At 64.1% G+C, this 702-nt stretch carries 1 protein-coding gene; it reads right to left on the minus strand.

Going from position 1 to position 702, the window contains the following annotated elements; genetic code table 11:
- Positions 1-61: 61 nt before the first annotated feature.
- Positions 62-487, minus strand: a complete 426-nt coding sequence (locus tag OJ962_RS34225; protein WP_202958902.1) for a DUF7919 family protein — start codon at positions 485-487, stop codon at positions 62-64.
- Positions 488-702 lie beyond the last annotated feature (215 nt).

Here is a 702-nt window from a genome sequence, read left to right on the forward strand (position 1 = left end):
TCGACGGTTTCGCTACTTCTCCCCGGTCGCGCTTGCCCTCCGGTTCGGGGTTCGAAGACGTTCAGTTCGTGGCCTTGGTCCTCAGCACCGCCTCGATGACCGCGTGTGGAGGTTGGTATCCGTGCGCGTCGACGTAATGCACCACGAGCGTGGGTGCCGCGAAGAGCTGGGTGTCGATTCCTCGGACGTGGATCTCGCCGTGTCCGAGTAGGTAGTCGCCGACGGACTTAGAGCGCGCGTAGATCCACGATGGACGTTCCCGCGGTTGCGTGGGCTTCGGGCAGAACGCACACGCGTGGACGCCGCGCGTGACATTGACCTCGTGTATGCCAAGCTCGGTCAGCGCCGCGAGAAGTCCGTCTGGAACCGGGCCGGTCGGGAACTTGTGGGCGTCGTCGAGCCATCCGACCGCGATCGCCGAGTTGTCCGGCGAGGTCCCGTACGGACACGAGTCGGGGAAGGGATCGCCGTCAGGGATGTAGGTCATCCGGAGCTTCCTTTGAACCAGCGGTTAGACCGTGTCGTTTCGGATGCCCGAGTTGTTCCGGGCTCCAGAACGAAGCGTTCGGAGCGTCTTAGCGCCGCCGCCGAGCCAGCACGGCGACGTGGGGTCCTCCGGCGTTGGAACTCCACGTGAGGCAGTTTCCCAGACGACGGTCGGATCTTCGCTTTGAGCGGAAGCGAGAATGGTGCTTTTCGACG

It is taken from the genome of Solirubrobacter deserti (assembly GCF_027587175.1).
In the GTDB taxonomy this organism is placed as follows: Bacteria; Actinomycetota; Thermoleophilia; order Solirubrobacterales; family Solirubrobacteraceae; genus Solirubrobacter; species Solirubrobacter deserti.

What these genes read in the sequence shown, in the direction of transcription:
- OJ962_RS34225 (WP_202958902.1), bottom strand. Translation starts at nt 487, where the DNA reads ATGACCTACATCCCTGACGGCGATCCCTTCCCCGACTCGTGTCCGTAC.